The organism is Geobacillus sp. TFV-3, from assembly GCF_009901865.1.
Lineage (GTDB): Bacteria > Bacillota > Bacilli > Bacillales > Anoxybacillaceae > Geobacillus > Geobacillus thermoleovorans_A.
Map to the genome: position 1 here is coordinate 1 of NZ_MPSP01000001.1, position 17,018 is coordinate 17,018.

Genomic DNA, 17,018 nt, shown 5'->3' on the forward strand with positions numbered 1-17,018 from the left:
GTGGAAAATATCCATGACTTATGGGATCGCGTGCTCGCGGAGATTGAACGAAAAATCAGTAAGCCGAGCTTTGAAACTTGGCTCAAGTCAACAAAAGCCCACTCTTTACGAGGTGACACGATCGTCATCGTAGCCCCGAACGAGTTTGCTAGAGATTGGCTTGATTCTCGCTACTCTCATTTGATTGCGGAAACGATCTACGCCATCACGGGCGAAGAATTAGCCGTCAAGTTTATCATTCCGCCAAATCAAGATGATGAAGAACTAGAGTTCCAGTCATCCAAGAAAAAACAACGGAAACCGTATGAAGAGACAAACGATTTCCCACAAAGCATGTTAAATCCGAAATACACGTTCGATACGTTTGTCATCGGCTCCGGCAACCGGTTCGCCCATGCTGCTTCATTGGCGGTCGCTGAGGCTCCGGCCAAAGCATACAACCCCTTGTTTATCTACGGCGGCGTCGGACTTGGAAAAACACACTTAATGCACGCGATCGGCCATTACGTGATTGAACATAACCCATCGGCGAAAGTGGTCTATTTATCTTCAGAGAAATTTACGAATGAGTTTATTAACGCCATCCGAGACAACCGCCCTGACGACTTTCGCAACAAGTACCGGAACGTTGACGTCCTACTGATCGATGATATTCAGTTTTTGGCCGGAAAAGAACAAACGCAAGAAGAATTTTTCCATACGTTTAATACGCTGCACGAGGAGAGCAAGCAAATCGTCATCTCAAGCGATCGACCGCCGAAAGAAATCCCAACGCTCGAAGACCGCTTGCGTTCGCGCTTTGAGTGGGGACTCATCACCGACATCACGCCGCCTGATCTGGAGACGCGGATCGCTATCCTCCGCAAAAAGGCGAAGGCGGAGGGGTTTGACATTCCAAACGAGGTAATGCTTTATATCGCCAATCAAATTGACTCGAACATCCGCGAGCTTGAGGGCGCTCTCATTCGCGTTGTCGCTTATTCGTCGCTCATCAACAAAGAGATCACCGCTGACTTGGCAGCAGAAGCATTGAAAGACATCATCCCGAGCGCAAAGCCGAAGGTAATCACGATTCAAGACATTCAGCGCGTTGTTGGACAGCATTTCAACATCAAGATGGAAGATTTTAAAGCGAAAAAGCGAACAAAATCGGTCGCGTTCCCTCGGCAAATTGCCATGTATCTCTCCCGCGAACTGACCGACTGTTCGTTGCCGAAAATCGGCGATGAATTTGGGGGGCGCGATCATACAACCGTCATCCACGCCCATGAAAAAATATCAAAGCTTTTGCAAACGGACACGCAGTTGCAAAGGCATATACAAGAGATTCAAGAAAAGCTGAAGCAACTGTGAACAACTGCCTCGGCTTTACGCACAGCTTATCCACATGTGGACAGGCTGTGCTTGCTTCTCTTTTTCTGTTTATCCACATACTAACAAGCCATATGACTAGTACTACGGTTTTCTGTTTTTATATTTTTATAATTTATTTCCTAACCTAAAGGATCAAAGAAACGGGGAGGAACAAGAACGTGAATATTTCCATTGACCGCGAAGCGCTGGCGAAAAGCGTTCAAGATGTAATGAAAGCTGTATCAACAAGAACAACGATCCCGATTTTGACCGGAATCAAACTAACAGCAACCGCCTCGGGAGTAACGCTGACCGGAAGCGATTCCGACATTTCAATCGAATCGTTTATTCCGCTCGAAAAAGAAGGCAAGTTGCTCGTCGACGTGAAAAGACCGGGGAGCATCGTACTGCAGGCGCGCTTTTTCTCTGAAATCGTGAAAAAACTTCCGCAACAAACGGTGGAAATCGAAACGGAAGACAACTTTTTGACGATCATCCGCTCGGGGCACTCAGAATTCCGCCTCAATGGGCTAAACGCCGACGAATATCCGCGCCTGCCGCAAATTGAAGAAGAAAACGTGTTTCAAATCCCGGCTGATTTATTGAAAACCGTGATTCGGCAAACGGTGTTCGCCGTTTCTACATCGGAAACACGCCCAATCTTGACAGGTGTCAACTGGAAAGTCGAACATGGCGAGCTTGTCTGCACAGCGACTGACAGTCATCGGTTAGCCATGCGCAAAGTGAAAATTGAGTCGGAAAATGAAGTATTATACAACGTCGTCATCCCTGGAAAAAGTCTTAATGAGCTAAGCAAAATTTTGGATGACGGCAACCACCCGGTGGACATCGTCATAACAGCCAATCAAGTGCTATTTAAGGCCGAGCATCTTCTCTTCTTTTCCCGGCTGCTTGACGGCAACTATCCGGAGACGGCCCGCTTGATTCCAACAGAAAGCAAAACGACCATGACCGTCAACGCAAAAGAGTTTTTGCAGGCAATCGACCGAGCGTCCTTGCTTGCTCGAGAAGGAAGGAACAACGTTGTGAAGCTGACAACGCTTCCTGGAGGAATGCTCGAAATCTCTTCGATTTCTCCGGAGATCGGGAAAGTGACGGAGCAGCTGCAAACGGAGTCTCTTGAGGGGGAAGAGTTGAGCATTTCGTTCAGCGCGAAATATATGATGGATGCGTTGCGGGCGCTTGATGGAACAGACATTCAAATCAGCTTCACTGGAGCCATGCGGCCGTTCCTGCTGCGCCCGCTTCATACCGATTCGATGCTTCAGCTCATTTTGCCGGTGAGAACATATTGACCCACCGCCCTCCTGGCGAAAACAATTCAGCTTCAAGGGCAAAAGCCGCCCGGCAGCGCTGCTTTTTCTCAAGTCCGATGAGAAGGCGGGCAATATATCTATGCCCATCCTTCCCATCGGCTTTCTTTGCGAATGGGCGGATTTTCCGGTAAAATAAAAGAATAGGCAGTTTGAAGGAAAGCGAGCGATGACACGGATGGAACAACGGGTGACGATTACAACGGAAACGATTACGCTGGGGCAGCTCTTGAAACTTGTCCGATTGATCGATACTGGCGGTGCGGCCAAATGGTTTTTGCAGGAACATCACGTGCTTGTCAATGGAGAACAGGAAAACCGGCGCGGGCGAAAGCTGAGAGACGGCGACCGGGTCGACATTGAACCGTTTGGCACGTTCGTCGTCGTAAGAGCGGAGTAGGTGAAGGTTCGGTGTTTTTGACCAACTTAACGTTGACGAATTACCGGAATTATGAGTATGAAACGCTGAATTTCGGCGAGGGCGTGAACGTCATTTTAGGAGAAAATGCCCAAGGAAAGACGAACATGATGGAGGCCATTTATGTTTTGGCTATGTCGAAGTCGCACCGCACGTCCAACGATAAAGACCTTATCCGTTGGAATGAAGAGTATGCTAAAATAGAAGGAAGAGCGGAAAAACGAAGCGGGTCGTTAACGCTTGAACTTCTTATTTCGAAAAAAGGAAAAAAAGCAAGATGCAACCATATTGAACAGCAGCGGCTCAGCCAATACGTCGGCCATCTGAATGTCGTCATGTTTGCTCCCGAAGACTTGAATTTAGTCAAGGGAAGTCCGCAAGTGCGGCGCCGATTTGTCGATATGGAAATCGGGCAAGTGTCGCCTGTGTATATACATGATTTGAGCCAATACCAAAAGTTGCTGCAACAACGCAATCATTACTTAAAAATGATGCAGGCGCGCGAGCGGAGCGATGAGGCGGTTCTTGATGTGTTAACTGAGCAGCTTGTATTGTTGGCGGCCAAAATTACGCTGCGGCGCCGCCAGTTTTTGTCGTTGCTTGAGCAATGGGCAATGCCAATCCACTATGAAATCAGCCGCGGCGCCGAACAACTTTGCATCCGATACGAACCGTCGGTCGACGTATCAGAAAAGGCGGAATTGTCGAGAATAGTAGAAGTATACAGTGAAACGTTCGCCGCCATGAGGGAACGGGAAGTTCAGCGGGGAACAACGCTAGTCGGCCCGCATCGCGATGACATCGCGTTTTTCGTGAATGGAAAAAACGTGCAAACTTTCGGTTCCCAAGGGCAACAACGTACAACCGCGCTAGCGATCAAGCTGGCAGAACTTGAGCTCATCTTTTCCGAGTTAGGCGATTACCCCATTTTATTGCTGGATGATGTGTTGTCAGAACTTGATGACTTTCGGCAAACCCACCTCCTTGATGCCATCCGGAAAAAAGTGCAAACTTTTGTCACAACAACAAGCATTGACGGCATTAAGCACGATATCATTCAAGAAGCGGTCATTTATCGAGTCCATTCTGGTTCGGTAACCGCTCCTTCTTGACCGCGAGACCGTTGAACGTTTGTAAAGAAAGCGTAGGTGATCAGGCATGACAATGGAACAACGGGTTGAGCAGACGTACGATGCAAGCCAAATCCAAGTGCTTGAAGGCCTTGAAGCGGTCCGCAAGCGCCCGGGGATGTACATCGGCTCGACGGGGCCGAAAGGACTGCACCATCTCGTTTGGGAAATCGTCGACAACAGCATCGACGAGGCGTTGGCGGGCTATTGCACAAACATCGATGTGACGATCGGCAAAGACAACAGCATCACCGTCGCCGACAACGGGCGTGGTATTCCAGTTGACATTCACGAGGCGACCGGGCGTCCCGCCGTCGAAGTCATTATGACCGTCCTTCATGCTGGTGGGAAATTTGGCGGAGGGGGCTATAAAGTGTCCGGCGGCTTGCACGGCGTTGGCGCTTCGGTCGTCAACGCCTTATCGGAATGGCTCGAAGTGTACGTCTATCGGGATGGAAAAATCTATTACCAGCGGTACGAGCGCGGAGAACCGTGCAACGACTTGCAAGTCATCGGCGAGACAGACCGGACCGGAACGACGACCCGTTTTAAGCCAGACCCGGAAATTTTCACTGAGACGACCGAATTTGACTATGAAACGCTGGCCACTCGTTTGCGTGAGCTCGCCTTTCTAAATCGCGGCTTAAAAATTACGCTGACGGACGAACGGGTTGACAGCCGAAAAAACGAATATGTTTACGAAGGCGGCATTCGTTCATACGTCCGCCATTTGAACCGAACACGAGAAGTGCTGCACGAAGAGCCAATTTATATCATTGGCGAGCGTGACGGCATTTTCGTAGAAATCGCCTTGCAGTACAACGACGGCTATACGAGCAATATTTATTCGTTTGTCAACAACATTCATACGCATGAAGGAGGCACACATGAATCTGGCTTTAAAATGGCGCTGACGCGCATTATCAATGATTACGCCCGCAAGCAGCAAATTTTTAAAGAAAACGACGCGAACTTGACTGGCGAAGATGTGCGCGAAGGGCTGACGGCCATCGTGTCGATCAAGCATCCATCGCCGCAGTTTGAAGGGCAAACGAAAACGAAGCTCGGCAACAGCGATGCGCGCACGGTGACCGACGCTGTCTTTTCAGAACAATTTGAAACGTTTTTGCTTGAAAATCCGACGATTGCCCGAAAAATCGTCGAAAAAGGCATGATGGCAGCGCGGGCGCGGCTGGCGGCGAAAAAAGCGCGCGAACTGACACGGCGCAAAAGTGCGCTTGAAATTTCCAATTTGCCGGGCAAACTAGCTGACTGCTCGTCAAGAGACCCGTCGATCAGCGAGCTGTACGTCGTCGAGGGGGATTCGGCCGGCGGCTCCGCAAAACAAGGACGCGACCGCCATTTCCAAGCGATTTTGCCGCTGCGTGGGAAAATCCTTAACGTGGAAAAAGCGCGTTTGGACAAAATTTTGTCGAACAATGAGGTGCGGGCGATTATTACCGCCCTTGGCACGGGCATCGGCGAAGAGTTTGACATCTCAAAGGCGCGTTACCATAAGGTCATCATCATGACCGACGCCGATGTTGACGGGGCCCACATTCGCACGCTTCTTTTAACATTTTTTTACCGTTATATGCGGGAATTGATTGAACACGGCTACATTTATATCGCTCAGCCGCCGCTGTATAAAATCGAGCAGGGAAAACAGGTGCGTTACGCTTACAACGACCGCCAGCTTGAGAAAATCCTTGCCGAGCTGCCGGACCAGCCAAAACCGACGATTCAACGCTATAAAGGATTGGGCGAGATGAATCCGGAGCAACTTTGGGAAACGACGATGAATCCGGAAACGAGAACGTTGCTGCAAGTGAGCTTGCAAGACGCCATTGACGCAGATGAAACGTTTGAAATTTTAATGGGCGATAAAGTTGAGCCGCGCCGCCAGTTCATCGAAGAAAATGCCCGTTATGTGAAAAACTTGGACATTTAGGCTAAAAAGAGAGGGAATCAGCTGCCCTCCTCGCTTCACCTTGCCGACGGGGACACCCGGCGCGCGAGCGAAGCGGCGCCCGCCGTCCGTCCGCGTCCGCCTGGCCGGGCGGTCCGGACTGGAGGAGGTTTCAAAGGGAGGTTTGAACGAATGGCAGAACACGAACAACCGCGCATCCGCGAAGTGAACATCAGCCAGGAAATGCGTTCTTCGTTTCTTGACTATGCGATGAGCGTCATCGTTTCGCGCGCCCTGCCGGACGTGCGCGACGGGCTGAAGCCGGTGCATCGCCGCATTTTATATGCCATGCACGACCTCGGCATGACTGCCGATAAACCGTATAAAAAGTCGGCTCGCATCGTCGGCGAAGTGATCGGGAAATATCATCCGCATGGGGATGCCGCCGTGTATGACACGATGGTGCGCATGGCGCAAGATTTCAACTACCGTTACATGCTTGTCGACGGACATGGCAACTTCGGATCGATTGACGGTGACGCGGCAGCAGCGATGCGCTACACGGAAGCGCGCATGTCGAAAATCGCCATGGAGCTTTTGCGCGATATCAACAAAGACACGATCGACTATCAAGACAACTATGACGGTTCAGAAAAAGAACCGGTCGTGCTGCCGTCCCGGTTTCCTAATTTGCTTGTCAACGGTTCATCCGGCATCGCTGTCGGAATGGCGACGAACATTCCTCCGCACCAGCTTGGCGAAGTGATCGACGCCTTGTTGGCATTAAGCCAAAAACCGGAGATGACGGTTGCCGATTTGATGGAATACATCCCAGGACCTGACTTTCCAACCGCTGGACAAATTATCGGCCGCAGCGGCATTCGCAAGGCGTACGAAACGGGTCGCGGCTCAATTACATTGCGCGCCAAGGCCGAAATCGAGCAGCAGCCAAACGGCAAGGAAACGATTATTGTGACCGAGCTCCCTTACCAAGTAAACAAGGCGAAACTGATCGAGCGGATCGCCGAACTTGTGCGCGACAAAAAAATTGACGGCATCACCGACTTGCGCGATGAGTCGGATCGGAGCGGCATGCGCATCGTTATCGAAGTGCGGCGCGATGCCAACGCGAAGGTTGTGTTGAACAATTTGTACAAACATACGGCATTGCAAACGAGTTTTGGCATCAACATGCTTGCTTTGGTAAACGGCGAGCCGAAAGTGCTGAACTTAAAAGAGTGCTTGGAGCATTATTTAAACCATCAAAAAACCGTTATCCGCCGGCGGACGGCGTTTGAGCTGAAAAAAGCCGAGGCGCGTGCTCACATTCTGGAAGGGTTGCGCATCGCCCTTGACCATTTGGATGAAGTAATCGACCTCATCCGCCGCTCACAGACAACGGAGGCGGCGCGCGAAGGGCTGATGGCGCGGTTCTCACTCAGTGAACGGCAAGCGCAGGCGATTTTGGATATGCGCCTGCAACGATTAACCGGCCTTGAGAGAGAAAAAATCGAACAAGAATACCAAGACCTTGTCCGTCTGATCGCAGAACTGAGAGGCGTATTGGCTGACGAAGAGAAAGTATTGCAAATCATTCGCGATGAACTGAGCGAAATTAAAGAGCGGTTCAACGATGATCGACGCACAGAAATCGTTTCAGGAGCCGCTGAGCAGTTCGATGACGAGGATTTAATTCCACAAGAACATGTTGTCATCACACTTACTCATAAAGGCTACATTAAGCGCTTGCCTTTATCGACGTACCGGAGCCAAAAACGCGGCGGACGGGGCGTGCAAGGCATGCATACGGCGGAAGACGATTTTGTCGAACATTTGCTCATTACGTCGACTCATAACACCGTGCTGTTTTTCACGAATAAAGGGAAAGTGTATCAGGCAAAGGGGTACGAGATCCCGGAATTCGGCCGCACAGCCAAAGGGTTGCCGATCATCAACTTGCTTGAGCTCGATAAAGATGAGTGGATCAACGCCATGATTCCGATTGAAAGCGAGTTTAGCGATGAACGCTACCTTGTGTTTGCGACAAAGCAAGGAATTGCCAAACGTTCCCCGCTTTCAGCGTTCGCCCATATCCGAAACAACGGGCTTATCGCCATCCATTTGCGCGAAGGGGATGAACTGATTGCTGTCCGGCTGACGGATGGCAAAAAGCATTTGATCATTGGTACGAAAAACGGCATGCTCATCCGTTTTCCGGAAACCGACGTGCGGGCGATGGGCCGCAGCGCGACTGGAGTCAAAGCGATCACACTTGATGACGGGGATGAAGTAGTTGGCATGGAAATTTTAGAAGACCATCATGATGTGCTTGTCGTCACGAAAAAAGGGTTCGGCAAGCGCACTGCGGCCTCGGAATACCGTGTGCAAAGCCGCGGGGGCAAAGGATTGAAAACGTGCAATGTCACAGATCGAAACGGTCCTGTCGTTGCGGTGACAACCGTCGTCGGCAATGAAGACGTCATGGTCATCACGACCGGCGGTGTGCTCATTCGCATTGCCGTCAGCGATATTTCTCGGACGGGAAGAATCGCCCAAGGTGTTAAGCTCATTCGCCTCTCTGGCGAAGATGGGCATGAGTGCGTCTCTACGGTGGCAAAAGTGCCTGAGGAAGAAAGGGGCGAGGAATAAAGAAGAAGATCGTTCAACCTAACGAAAACGGCGCTTCGCCTATAGGCGCGGGGCGTCGTTTTTCTGTTTCAAAAGCCTGTCATCGCGGTCAAAATCATGTTACGATAGAAATAAGAGAAAAAAAGACAAAGGGGGCACTAATCGATGGTTCGTGTGAAACGCTCCCAGCTTCGCGAAGGATGCGTGCTCGCTGAAGATGTGCTCGGCAAAACGAAACGTCCAATTATACCGAAAAACACCGTGATCACGAAACCGTTGCTACTCGTACTTGAAAAATTCCTCGTTGAGGAAGTGGACGTTGAACCATTGCTTGCTAACGGAGAACTATTTCCCAACGTCGATTCCGCATCAACGGCGGCTGCCCAACAGCCGATGGCCTTCTACTTAGAGGCGGTCCAACGATACAAAACATGGTTTCAATCGTGGCAAGCCGGTTTGCCGGTTGATATCGGGGAAATCAGAGGGATCATCATTCCGCTTTTTGAACGAATGACGGTCCAAAAACGGGAGTTGCTTATGTTGCATCATTACGCAACAAAGGACGAATATTTGCACCATCATGCCGTCAGCGTTGGACTGCTCGCAGGCTTTCTGGCCATGCAGCTTGGATACAGCGAAGGGGAATGTCACCAAATCGCCCTTGCCGGTGTGCTAGCAGACTGTGGCATGGCGAAAGTAAGCAAGAGAATTTTGACAAATCCGTCAGCGCTCACTGAAACCGAGTTCAATGAAGTAAAGCAACACCCTGTCTTCAGCTACCGCATGGTGCAAAAAATCCCTGCGCTAAACCATGGGGTAAAACTTGCCGTGTTGCAGCATCATGAACGAAATGACGGCAGCGGCTACCCGCTCGGAATAAAAGCAGAAAGAATTCATCCTTACAGCCAGATCGTCGCTGTCGCTGATGTCTACCATGCCATGACTTCAGAACGGTTATACCGTCGCAAACAGTCGCCGTTTCGGGCCATTGAAGCGATGCAAAGGGAGCAGTTCGGCAAACTGAGTACAGAAGCTGTCGCCGCGCTGGTGAACAATCTCATCGGCCTACAAACAGGAGCCGTCGTCAAACTCTCCAACGGCGAAATGGCTGAAGTGATGTTTATTCCTTCGGACGAGCCAGCCCGGCCGATCGTCAAGATCATCGAAACCGGACAGTTGCTGTCACTAAGCGTCCAGCGGGACATATATATCGAGGAAATGGTGCAAGGTTGATCGGTGTCAATTCCAAAAAATACTATTGCCTAAACAACATCGACATGATACAATCAACATTGCTTGTGACGGTAAAGAAACAAAAAAAGTTGTTGACTTTTCGCTGTCCATGGGTTATTATGTAGTAGCTGTCATCATTAAGGGACAGCGAAAAAGCTCCTTGAAAACTAAACAAAACGCAAGCGTCATAAGAAAAGCTGAGGCCGCTCGTAGCACCTTCGGTGTCGAGGCCAAAGCAGAAGCCAATCAACTTTCTTTGGAGAGTTTGATCCTGGCTCAGGACGAACGCTGGCGGCGTGCCTAATACATGCAAGTCGAGCGGACCGGACTGGAGCTTGCTCTAGTTTGGTCAGCGGCGGACGGGTGAGTAACACGTGGGCAACCTGCCCGCAAGACCGGGATAACTTCGGGAAACCGGAGCTAATACCGGATAACACCGAAGACCGCATGGTCTTCGGTTGAAAGGCGGCGAAAGCTGTCACTTGCGGATGGGCCCGCGGCGCATTAGCTAGTTGGTGAGGTAACGGCTCACCAAGGCGACGATGCGTAGCCGGCCTGAGAGGGTGACCGGCCACACTGGGACTGAGACACGGCCCAGACTCCTACGGGAGGCAGCAGTAGGGAATCTTCCGCAATGGGCGAAAGCCTGACGGAGCGACGCCGCGTGAGCGAAGAAGGCCTTCGGGTCGTAAAGCTCTGTTGTGAGGGACGAAGGAGCGCCGTTCGAAGAGGGCGGCGCGGTGACGGTACCTCACGAGGAAGCCCCGGCTAACTACGTGCCAGCAGCCGCGGTAATACGTAGGGGGCGAGCGTTGTCCGGAATTATTGGGCGTAAAGCGCGCGCAGGCGGTCCCTTAAGTCTGATGTGAAAGCCCACGGCTCAACCGTGGAGGGTCATTGGAAACTGGGGGACTTGAGTGCAGGAGAGGGGAGCGGAATTCCACGTGTAGCGGTGAAATGCGTAGAGATGTGGAGGAACACCAGTGGCGAAGGCGGCTCTCTGGCCTGCAACTGACGCTGAGGCGCGAAAGCGTGGGGAGCAAACAGGATTAGATACCCTGGTAGTCCACGCCGTAAACGATGAGTGCTAAGTGTTAGAGGGGTCACACCCTTTAGTGCTGCAGCTAACGCGATAAGCACTCCGCCTGGGGAGTACGGCCGCAAGGCTGAAACTCAAAGGAATTGACGGGGGCCCGCACAAGCGGTGGAGCATGTGGTTTAATTCGAAGCAACGCGAAGAACCTTACCAGGTCTTGACATCCCCTGACAACCCAAGAGATTGGGCGTTCCCCCTTCGGGGGACAGGGTGACAGGTGGTGCATGGTTGTCGTCAGCTCGTGTCGTGAGATGTTGGGTTAAGTCCCGCAACGAGCGCAACCCTCGCCTCTAGTTGCCAGCATTCGGTTGGGCACTCTAGAGGGACTGCCGGCGACAAGTCGGAGGAAGGTGGGGATGACGTCAAATCATCATGCCCCTTATGACCTGGGCTACACACGTGCTACAATGGGCGGTACAAAGGGCTGCGAACCCGCGAGGGGGAGCGAATCCCAAAAAGCCGCTCTCAGTTCGGATTGCAGGCTGCAACTCGCCTGCATGAAGCCGGAATCGCTAGTAATCGCGGATCAGCATGCCGCGGTGAATACGTTCCCGGGCCTTGTACACACCGCCCGTCACACCACGAGAGCTTGCAACACCCGAAGTCGGTGAGGTAACCCGTTTCGGGAGCCAGCCGCCGAAGGTGGGGCAAGTGATTGGGGTGAAGTCGTAACAAGGTAGCCGTACCGGAAGGTGCGGCTGGATCACCTCCTTTCTAAGGATGTTATGGACAAAATCGAATGGTTGGATGATAGTGACGCTTGTCGTTTTGTTTAGTTTTGAGGGAACTTGTCTTTTCTGACTGTTTTGCGCCTGCGTCTGCGAGCAGATTCAGAGAAGTTGGGTTCCTCGGCGCAAGGCTGCAAAGAAGTTGATTCCATGCAGCGGCCTTGTTTCATTTTGAGGGAACTTGTCGTTCCTTGCAATGTGTATATGGGCCTATAGCTCAGCTGGTCAGAGCGCACGCCTGATAAGCGTGAGGTCGGTGGTTCAAGTCCACTTAGGCCCATTGGATGGGGCCTTAGCTCAGCTGGGAGAGCGCCTGCTTTGCAAGCAGGAGGTCATCGGTTCGATCCCGATAGGCTCCACCATATCAAGGTAAGAGAAATGATTTCGTTTTTCGACGCAAACCAGCGGAGAAGCGAATTCAAAGAAGCTGCTTTGCGTCTGTGCCTGCGTCTGCGAGCAGGTTCAGAGAAGTGGGATTCCTCGGCACAAAGCCGCAAGGAAGCCTAATCAAAAGAAGTTGCTTTGCGTCTACAAGCGGATTCAGAGAAGCCGAATTCCTCGACGCAAGACTGCAGAGAAGCAAATTCAAGCAACAGCTTCGTTTGCGTCTGCGTCTACCAGCCGGTTCAGAGAAGCTGGATTCCTCGACGCAAACCAGCGAAGAAGTGAATTCAAAGAAGCTACTTCGTTCCTTGAAAACTAGATAACCGATTGACACAAGGAAGAAGCCGAGACGCTTTAGGTTAAGCTAGAAAGGGCGCACGGTGGATGCCTTGGCACTAGGAGCCGATGAAGGACGGGGCAAACGCCGAAACGCTCCGGGGAGCTGTAAGCAAGCGTGGATCCGGAGATGTCCGAATGGGGGAACCCACTGTCCGTAATGGGGCAGTATCCATGCCTGAATCCATAGGGCATGGAGGGCACACCCGGGGAACTGAAACATCTTAGTACCCGGAGGAGAAGAAAGCAAACGCGATTCCCTGAGTAGCGGCGAGCGAAACGGGAACAGCCCAAACCAAGAGGCTTGTTCTCTTGGGGTTGTAGGACCGCTCACGATGGGAGTGAGAAAGGGACGGGGTAGACGAACCGGTCTGGAACGGCCGGCCGGAGAAGGTGAGAGCCCTGTAGTCGAAACTTCGTTCCCTCCCGAGCGGATCCTGAGTACGGCGGGACACGAGGAATCCCGTCGGAAGCAGGGAGGACCATCTCCCAAGGCTAAATACTCCCTAGTGACCGATAGTGCACCAGTACCGTGAGGGAAAGGTGAAAAGCACCCCGGGAGGGGAGTGAAAGAGAACCTGAAACCGTGTGCCTACAAGTAGTCAGAGCCCGTTGATGGGTGATGGCGTGCCTTTTGTAGAATGAACCGGCGAGTGACGATGGCGTGCGAGGTTAAGCCGAAGAGGCGGAGCCGCAGCGAAAGCGAGTCTGAAGAGGGCGTTTAGTACGTCGTCGTCGACCCGAAACCAGGTGATCTACCCATGTCCAGGGTGAAGGCCGGGTAACACCGGCTGGAGGCCCGAACCCACGCACGTTGAAAAGTGCGGGGATGAGGTGTGGGTAGGGGTGAAATGCCAATCGAACTTGGAGATAGCTGGTTCTCCCCGAAATAGCTTTAGGGCTAGCCTCGGGTTTAAGAGTGTTGGAGGTAGAGCACTGATTGGGCTAGGGGCCCAAACCGGGTTACCGAACCCAGTCAAACTCCGAATGCCAACGACTTATGCCCGGGAGTCAGACTGCGAGTGATAAGATCCGTGGTCGAGAGGGGAACAGCCCAGACCGCCAGCTAAGGCCCCGAAGTGCACGTTCAGTGGAAAAGGATGTGGAGTTGCAAAGACAACCAGGATGTTGGCTTAGAAGCAGCCACCATTTAAAGAGTGCGTAATAGCTCACTGGTCGAGTGGCTCTGCGCCGAAAATGTACCGGGGCTAAACGTGCCGCCGAAGCTGCGGGATGACCGTTGGTCATCGGTAGGGGAGCGTTCTAAGGGCAGAGAAGCCAGACCGGAAGGACTGGTGGAGCGCTTAGAAGTGAGAATGCCGGTATGAGTAGCGAAAACAGAGGTGAGAATCCTCTGCGCCGAAAGCCTAAGGGTTCCTGAGGAAGGTTCGTCCGCTCAGGGTTAGTCGGGACCTAAGCCGAGGCCGAAAGGCGTAGGTGATGGACAACAGGTGGAGATTCCTGTACCACCTTCTTCCCGTTTGAGCGATGGGGGGACGCAGGAGGATAGGGCGAGCAGGCGGCTGGAAGAGCCTGTCCAAGCCGTGAGGCTGATCCGCAGGCAAATCCGCGGGTCGCTAAGGCCAAGCGGTGACGGCGACGGAGCATTCCGGAAGTCCCTGATTCCACACTGCCAAGAAAAGCCTCTAGCGAGGGAAGAGGTGCCCGTACCGCAAACCGACACAGGTAGGCGAGGAGAGAATCCTAAGGCGCGCGGGAGAACTCTCGTTAAGGAACTCGGCAAAATGACCCCGTAACTTCGGGAGAAGGGGTGCTCTTTCGGGTGAAGAGCCTGGAAGAGCCGCAGTGAAAAGGCCCAAGCGACTGTTTATCAAAAACACAGGTCTCTGCGAAGCCGAAAGGCGACGTATAGGGGCTGACACCTGCCCGGTGCTGGAAGGTTAAGGGGAGCGCTTAGCGGAAGCGAAGGTGCGAACCGAAGCCCCAGTAAACGGCGGCCGTAACTATAACGGTCCTAAGGTAGCGAAATTCCTTGTCGGGTAAGTTCCGACCCGCACGAAAGGTGTAACGACTTGGGCGCTGTCTCAACGAGAGACCCGGTGAAATTATACTACCTGTGAAGATGCAGGTTACCCGCGACAGGACGGAAAGACCCCGTGGAGCTTTACTGCAGCCTGATATGGAATTTTGGTATCGCTTGTACAGGATAGGTGGGAGCCTGGGAAGCCGGAGCGCCAGCTTCGGTGGAGGCGGCGGTGGGATACCACCCTGGCGGTATTGAAATTCTAACCCGCACCCCTTAGCGGGGTGGGAGACAGTGTCAGGCGGGCAGTTTGACTGGGGCGGTCGCCTCCCAAAAGGTAACGGAGGCGCCCAAAGGTTCCCTCAGAATGGTTGGAAATCATTCGGAGAGTGCAAAGGCACAAGGGAGCTTGACTGCGAGACGGACAGGTCGAGCAGGGACGAAAGTCGGGCTTAGTGATCCGGTGGTTCCGCATGGAAGGGCCATCGCTCAACGGATAAAAGCTACCCCGGGGATAACAGGCTGATCTCCCCAAGAGTCCACATCGACGGGGAGGTTTGGCACCTCGATGTCGGCTCATCGCATCCTGGGGCTGTAGTCGGTCCCAAGGGTTGGGCTGTTCGCCCATTAAAGCGGTACGCGAGCTGGGTTCAGAACGTCGTGAGACAGTTCGGTCCCTATCCGTCGCGGGCGGAGGAAATTTGAGAGGAGCTGTCCTTAGTACGAGAGGACCGGGATGGACGCACCGCTGGTGTACCAGTTGTCCCGCCAGGGGCACCGCTGGGTAGCTATGTGCGGACGGGATAAGCGCTGAAAGCATCTAAGCGTGAAGCCCCCCTCAAGATGAGATTTCCCACCGCGTGAAGCGGGTAAGATCCCTCGAAGATGACGAGGTCGATAGGTCCGAGGTGGAAGCGTGGCGACACGTGGAGCTGACGGATACTAATCGATCGAGGGCTTGACCTAACGAGAAAAGTGGAAGCGCCGCGGTCAGCTCTCGATGCCAAATGTTCTTCACCCGCAGGGGTGCTTGCACCCCGAGGGGGAAGGTTATTTGGCAGAAGAGAGCTAGGCGCTGGAACTGGACAACAAGAAAAGCGGCGGCGAGCCGGAGCTGGACAACGAAAAGCGCAGGCTTGCGGCTTCTTCCGACGGTTATCTAGTTTTGAAGGAATGAACATCCTGTTGACAAATCCAACAGGATGGATATAATAAGGATTGTCCATAAGTTGATGATCATTGCCTAGTGGCTATGGCGGAGGGGAAACACCCGTTCCCATCCCGAACACGGAAGTTAAGCCCTCCAGCGCCGATGGTAGTTGGGGCCAGCGCCCCTGCAAGAGTAGGTCGCTGCTAGGCGAAAATCCCCTGAAATCCCCTGCTGTGTACACAGCAGGGGATTTTCTATTTGAATCACCCCAAAAATTTCCGCATCAAGTATTCATGAAGCAGCAACGGCACTTTTTCCGCTGACACGGAGAGAAACTCAAGAATAAAAGTGTATGCCTTGCTTGGGTAAGAATGGAGAAGCTCGCTCCACCATTCCGTCTCATAGCGCGAAATCATGCTCAAGTTATACAGCAACAAGTAATGGGCGTGTATTTCTGGAAGCAAGAATGTTTTCTCTTTCTTGACTGGAATTCGGAGTGTACCGTCGAGATGGAATAAAAACGGACCTTCTCCGGCCGGCGACAGCGGCGATTCTATATGAAAATACAGAAATTCTCCTTCTTCTTTGGCGAACGAAAGCCGCTTTCCTTGTCCTTCTTCACAGAGATATTGGACAAAGCGGGACAACGACATATGGTAGTGGTCCAAAATTACTTTTGGGATGGCGAGCGTCGGCGGCGAAGCGGTATGTACAACAGGCAAGGATAACGGTTTTTTTCGCCCGTTTAGAAGAAAAAACGTTTCATGCAACTCGCCAATTCGTTGCAACAGTGCGCCCATGCGAAATTTTTCCCCAGCTTCTTGTTTCACATGAAACATTTTTTCAGAAAAATGTGCGAATAAACCGTTTTTTTGTACTTTCACTTCGTCATCTAAAAATTCGTAGCTCTGTTTTTTTCGTTTTCTTGCTGATACGCCATGGGCCAAGACTGATGTCGATTCCGGGTAGTCGGGGTCGACAGTGAGCAGGCATGCTTTTAAGAGCTGCACCATGCCGTAAAACAAGAGAACCGGCTTGATGGACAGAGGCGCCTGCTGGGCAGCGGCGTAAAAGTTTTGCCCGTGTTCCAGATAATATAAAAATGGGTAACAGTTTGCATAGCTGCGTTGGACGGCATCATCCCTCTGCAGCTGTTGATAGCATTGCCGTAAAAATTGCTGCGCAGTATCGGCCGAGCGGAAAACAGAAAGGCGAAACAGTTGACCGTGATTTCCGAACATTTTTACCCCCCTTACATAGAATTGTCTTTAAATAACTGAAAAGTTGGACATTTTCTTGATTCCTTGACAGTAGTTTAACCAGTTGTTAAGCTAC

The 17,018-nt window shown here is 52.2% G+C and carries 8 protein-coding genes, 2 tRNA genes and 3 rRNA genes; 12 read left to right on the forward strand and 1 reads right to left on the reverse strand.

The window, feature by feature from the left end:
• The 12 genes from dnaA (at window position 1) to rrf (ending at window position 15,892) form a co-directional block, all read left to right on the forward strand.
• A complete protein-coding gene (gene dnaA / locus BJQ97_RS00005; RefSeq protein ID WP_160155073.1) occupies window positions 1-1,353 on the forward strand; it encodes a chromosomal replication initiator protein DnaA in 1,353 nt (450 codons plus the stop codon).
• 179 nt (window positions 1,354-1,532) lie between these two features.
• Window positions 1,533-2,669, forward strand: coding sequence for a DNA polymerase III subunit beta (gene dnaN, locus BJQ97_RS00010; RefSeq protein WP_160155074.1), 1,137 nt, complete (start codon window positions 1,533-1,535; stop codon window positions 2,667-2,669).
• A gap of 187 nt (window positions 2,670-2,856) precedes the next feature.
• Window positions 2,857-3,087 (forward strand): S4 domain-containing protein YaaA, encoded by a 231-nt coding sequence (yaaA, locus tag BJQ97_RS00015; RefSeq protein ID WP_160155075.1) that lies wholly within the window; start codon window positions 2,857-2,859, stop codon window positions 3,085-3,087.
• 11 nt (window positions 3,088-3,098) lie between these two features.
• Window positions 3,099-4,217 (forward strand): DNA replication/repair protein RecF, encoded by a 1,119-nt coding sequence (gene recF, locus BJQ97_RS00020; protein WP_160155076.1) that lies wholly within the window; start codon window positions 3,099-3,101, stop codon window positions 4,215-4,217.
• 46 nt (window positions 4,218-4,263) lie between these two features.
• Window positions 4,264-6,186, forward strand: a complete 1,923-nt coding sequence (gene gyrB / locus BJQ97_RS00025; RefSeq protein ID WP_160155077.1) for a DNA topoisomerase (ATP-hydrolyzing) subunit B — start codon at window positions 4,264-4,266, stop codon at window positions 6,184-6,186.
• Window positions 6,187-6,336: 150 nt separating this feature from the next.
• Window positions 6,337-8,793, forward strand: a complete 2,457-nt coding sequence (gene gyrA, locus BJQ97_RS00030; protein WP_160155078.1) for a DNA gyrase subunit A — start codon at window positions 6,337-6,339, stop codon at window positions 8,791-8,793.
• 144 nt (window positions 8,794-8,937) lie between these two features.
• Entirely contained in the window at window positions 8,938-10,005 is a 1,068-nt protein-coding gene (locus tag BJQ97_RS00035) for an HD-GYP domain-containing protein (RefSeq protein ID WP_160155079.1), read from the forward strand.
• Window positions 10,006-10,258: 253 nt separating this feature from the next.
• Window positions 10,259-11,815, forward strand: a 16S ribosomal RNA gene (locus tag BJQ97_RS00040).
• 220 nt (window positions 11,816-12,035) lie between these two features.
• Window positions 12,036-12,109, forward strand: a tRNA-Ile gene (locus tag BJQ97_RS00045).
• Between the two features lie 6 nt (window positions 12,110-12,115).
• A tRNA-Ala gene (locus BJQ97_RS00050) sits at window positions 12,116-12,191 on the forward strand.
• 379 nt (window positions 12,192-12,570) lie between these two features.
• Window positions 12,571-15,499 (forward strand): 23S ribosomal RNA (locus tag BJQ97_RS00055).
• Between the two features lie 276 nt (window positions 15,500-15,775).
• A 5S ribosomal RNA gene (gene rrf, locus BJQ97_RS00060) occupies window positions 15,776-15,892 on the forward strand.
• The 16S, 23S and 5S rRNA genes sit together here with 2 tRNA genes alongside, the layout of an rRNA operon.
• Window positions 15,893-15,946: 54 nt before the next feature.
• Here the strand turns inward: rrf and BJQ97_RS00065 are convergent.
• Entirely contained in the window at window positions 15,947-16,924 is a 978-nt protein-coding gene (locus tag BJQ97_RS00065; protein WP_160155080.1) for a YaaC family protein, read from the reverse strand.
• Between the last annotated feature and the right edge of the window lie 94 nt (window positions 16,925-17,018).